The following is a 3,944-nucleotide window of genomic DNA, read 5'->3' as shown; positions in this document are numbered from 1 at the left end:
ATGATGATGAGATTATCCATTTTCGTACTGAAGATGATGCAGTTGATGATCTTGTAATTGAAAGGGCTGAGAAAGCTCTCGATTTGCAATTCACATCCTCTTACAAGAGTTTTTTGAAACATTATAAAGGTGGGGACATTAGTGGTGAAGAAATCTATAGTCTTTATGAGCATCCTATAGGTGTTTCTGTTAATGACGTTGTTTTCCAAAACTTAAATGATAGAAAACGTGGTTTTACGACACCAGAACAGCTCGTTGTGAGTTATGATCTTGATGAAACCTTTTACTTTGATTATACGCAGTTTCGGGATGGTGAATGCCCACTCTATGTCATGTTTGCGGATGAGGAGTCCGAATATTACGCCAGTAATTTTTATGAATTCCTATGCAAAAGAATTAAAGTACACGCGGGAGTTGAGATACCTGATGGTGATCAACCAATTGAAAAGATTGAGAACACTCCCACTCCGCAACCTATACCTTTTTACAAGAGCTTTTGGAAAAAACTATGGAAGAGGTGAAATTGATAGAGGAAATATGAAGCGTTTATAACGCAAGTTTTGAGGATCATCCATGAAAACCTATACCTTAGCTGATGTTGCACAATTAATTAATAAGTATCCGGATGTTATCGACTTTGGCACTGCAGAGGATGCAGCTAGTGATGTACGGATTAAAGAGGCAGAAAAAACTCTCGGTTTACAATTCACCTCGTCCTACAAAAGTTTTTTAAAAAATTATGGAGGAGGAGAAATTGGAGGTTATGAAATTTTTAGCATTTATAACGCAAGTTTTGATAAGTGTCCTGCTGGTGATATTGTTTTCTATCATTTGACGGATATAAAAAATGGTTTCGCAAAACCAAATCAGCTTGCCGTGAATAGAACTGATTTTGGTGAAACATTTTATTTTGATTATTCTCAGTTTTGGGATGGTGAATGCCCACTCTATGTTGAAATTGCATCTGGAGATTCAGAGCATTACGCAAGTAACTTCTATGAATTTCTCTGTAAAAGAATTAAAGAGCACGCAGGGGAAGATTTGTGAAAACCTATACCTTAGCTGATGTTGCAGTATTAGTTGATAAATATAATGATATTATCAATTTTCGTACTGAAGAAAATGTGGCTGATGATCTACGGATTGAAAAGGCGGAGAAAGCTCTCGATTTGCAATTCACATCTTCTTATAAGAGCTTTTTAAAAAAATATGTAGGAGGAGAAATTGGTGGTGAAGAAATCTTTAGCCTTTATAAGGAGTGTGGAGCAGATATCCCTGGTGGTGATATTGTTTTCAAAAACTTAAATGCTAGAAAACGTGGTTTTGCAACATCAGAACAGCTTGTCGTGTGTTACGCTGATTTTGGTGAAACCTTTTACTTTGATTATACGCAGTTTAGGGATGGAGAATGCCCACTTTATGTCATGCTTCCATCTGAAGATTGCGAATATTACGCCAGTAATTTTTATGAATTCCTCTGTAAAAGAATTAAAGTACACGCGGGAGTTGAGATACCTGAAGGTGATCAACCGATTGAAAAGATTGAGCACACTCCCACTCCGCAACCTATCCCTTTTTACAAGAGTTTTTGGAAAAAACTATGGAGGAGGGGCAATTGATAGGGGAAATATGGAGCGTTACGCAAGTTTTGAGGATCATCTATGAAAACCTATACCTTAGATGATGTTGTAATATTAATTGATAAAGTGAATAAATATGATGATGAGATTATCCATTTTCGTACTGAAGATGATGCAGTTGATGATCTTGTAATTGAAAGGGCTGAGAAAGCTCTCGGTTTGCAATTCACATCTTCTTATAAAAGTTTTTTAAAAAATTATAAAGGGGGAGATATTGGTGGTGATGAAATCTATAGTCTTTATGAAGATTGTGTAGATTTTCCTTTTAATGATATTGTTTGTCAAAACTTAAATTATTATAGAAAACGTGGTTTTGCAACATCAGAACAGCTTGTCGTGAGTAGTACTGATTTTGGTGAAACCTTTTACTTTGATTATACGCAGTTTCGGGATGGAGAATGCCCACTTTATGTCATGCTTCCATCTGAGGATTGCGAATATTACGCTAGCAATTTTTATGAATTCCTTTGCAAAAGAATTAAAGAAAGCGTGGGAGCTGAGATACCTGATGGTGATCAACCGATTGAAAAGATTGAGAACACTCCCACTCCGCAACCTATCCCTTTTTACAAGAGTTTTTGGAAAAAACTATGGAAGAGGTGAAATTGATAGAGGGAATATGGAGCGTTTATAACGCACGTTTTGAGGATCATCTATGAAAACCTACACTTTAGATGATGTTGCAGTATTAATTGATAAATATAATGATATTATCAATTTTGGTACTGCAAAAAATGCGGTTGATGATCTCGTGATTGAAAGGGCGGAGAAAGCTCTCGGTTTACAATTTACAACTTCTTATAAGGATTTTTTAAAAAATTATAAGGGAGGAGAAATTGGTTATGAGGAAATTTTTAGCATTTATAACGCAAGTTTTGAGGATCATCCTGCTGGTGATATTGTGCATAAAAACTTATATCATAGGAAACATGGTTTTGCGACATTAGAACAGCTTGTTGTCAGTAGAACTGATTTTGGTGAGACATTTTACTTTGATTATACGCAGTTTAGGGATGGAGAATGTCCAATCTATGTTATGTATCCATTGGATAATTGCGAATATTACGCCAGTAATTTTTATGAATTCCTTTGTAAAAGAATTAAAGTACACGCGGGAGAAGAGATACTTGATGGTGACCAACCGATTGAAAAGATTGAGAACACTCCCACTCCGCAACCTATCCCTTTTTACAAGAGTTTTTGGAAAAAACTATGGAAGAGGTGAAATTGATAGTGAGGAAATATATAGTCTTTCTAGAGAGCCTAAGTATTACATAAGTAATTTTTATGTAAAAGAATTACAGATCATGCTGGGGGAATGATGATGCAAACCAAAGATGTCACAGAAATTTTAAAAAGACTGGGCTGGGAGCCTTATCGTGATAACGTGGGTGATACTTTTGCGCATTATCATCTTCCCGATCGCATTATTGGCATTGGCTATGGTGTAAAAAATTATGGAGAGAGTGGCAAAGAGTTTTTGCTTTCGGCTAATCTCACCACCGCTGCTTATTGTCTTGGCTGGGAATATTCTAGAGGTGAAAAATCACAGCGTAAATATGGAGATGTGCTGTTTTATGCGAAGGAGGATTTTAATGTTAAAGCTCCAGATCTTTCCGAAAGCCATATCACAACCGCTTTAAACAAAGTGGNGCGAGGAAGCTACTAATCATTCTGCCGTTGCACAAGCATTACTTGGTGATATGGAGGCTTTAAGGAGTGATAGATCTACCCCAAAACTATCTGTGCCAGAATTTGCTGATTATAAAACAATGACATCGGATGATCGCCTGCTTTTTTTTGCACAGGCCTATAAAAATGGGGAATTAGACGATATTCTAACGCGCAAGAAGCCAAAACAGCGCTCGATAAGTCTCACAGCAGCAATGCGCGTTCTTAAAACACAAGGGTGGTTTTCAACGGAACCTAGAAAAATGTGGTTGGTTTTGCCCGACCGCTTTATTCAATTTGATTTTGGTTTTATACGTCTTCATGATAATTACAATGTCCGTATTGAAGCTGAAATATCTAATGAAATTATTTCTGTAGCTTGTAAATATATTCACTATAGTGGGGAGTATCGGTGCATATCACCTACAAATACTTATAATTCTTTTAACACGATTGGGGGGGATTTTTAGTGGTTTTGATAAAGGCATTGATATTTGTGTAGAGACATTAGATGAGCAAGAGCTTATCAAAATCTCTGAGCGAATAATACAATGGGCACGTGCCCAAGATTTACAAGCATCAATAGAAAGCAAAACACGTGTTCAAAAGTATAGCTACAATATACGTATAGTC

At 36.4% G+C, this 3,944-nt stretch carries 5 protein-coding genes and 1 pseudogene; all 6 read left to right on the top strand.

Translation table 11 applies throughout. The features are described 5' to 3' along the window. On the top strand, window positions 1-521 hold a 521-nt coding region (locus ACFIK4_RS06685), incomplete at its 5' end, for an SMI1/KNR4 family protein (RefSeq protein WP_375675539.1). A gap of 52 nt (window positions 522-573) precedes the next feature. Further along, window positions 574-1,047 carry an SMI1/KNR4 family protein gene (locus ACFIK4_RS06680; protein WP_375675537.1) on the top strand — a complete coding sequence of 158 codons (474 nt, stop codon included), beginning with the start codon at window positions 574-576 and terminating at the stop codon, window positions 1,045-1,047. Next, window positions 1,044-1,619 carry an SMI1/KNR4 family protein gene (locus ACFIK4_RS06675; protein ID WP_375675535.1) on the top strand — a complete coding sequence of 192 codons (576 nt, stop codon included), beginning with the start codon at window positions 1,044-1,046 and terminating at the stop codon, window positions 1,617-1,619. Before ACFIK4_RS06680 ends, ACFIK4_RS06675 begins: the two co-directional genes overlap by 4 nt. 42 nt (window positions 1,620-1,661) lie before the next feature. Then, window positions 1,662-2,243, top strand: coding sequence for an SMI1/KNR4 family protein (locus tag ACFIK4_RS06670; protein ID WP_375675533.1), 582 nt, complete (start codon window positions 1,662-1,664; stop codon window positions 2,241-2,243). 52 nt (window positions 2,244-2,295) lie between these two features. Next, window positions 2,296-2,865: an SMI1/KNR4 family protein gene (locus ACFIK4_RS06665; RefSeq protein ID WP_375675531.1), complete on the top strand. Its 570-nt coding sequence runs from the start codon at window positions 2,296-2,298 to the stop codon at window positions 2,863-2,865. Window positions 2,866-2,958: 93 nt separating this feature from the next. Then, window positions 2,959-3,944: pseudogene (locus ACFIK4_RS06660) on the top strand (DUF6990 domain-containing protein); the annotation flags it as partial.

The sequence above is a fragment of the Bartonella sp. AP9QHHD genome (genome assembly GCF_042195625.1).
Classification (GTDB): Bacteria; Pseudomonadota; Alphaproteobacteria; order Rhizobiales; family Rhizobiaceae; genus Bartonella.
The sequence above is the reverse complement of the archived record's forward strand: the minus strand, read 5'-3'. Positions and strand labels throughout refer to the sequence as shown.

What these genes read in the sequence shown, in the direction of transcription:
- ACFIK4_RS06680 (WP_375675537.1), top strand. Translation starts at nt 574, where the DNA reads ATGAAAACCTATACCTTAGCTGATGTTGCACAATTAATTAATAAGTAT.
- ACFIK4_RS06670 (WP_375675533.1), top strand. Translation starts at nt 1,662, where the DNA reads ATGAAAACCTATACCTTAGATGATGTTGTAATATTAATTGATAAAGTG.
- ACFIK4_RS06665 (WP_375675531.1), top strand. Translation starts at nt 2,296, where the DNA reads ATGAAAACCTACACTTTAGATGATGTTGCAGTATTAATTGATAAATAT.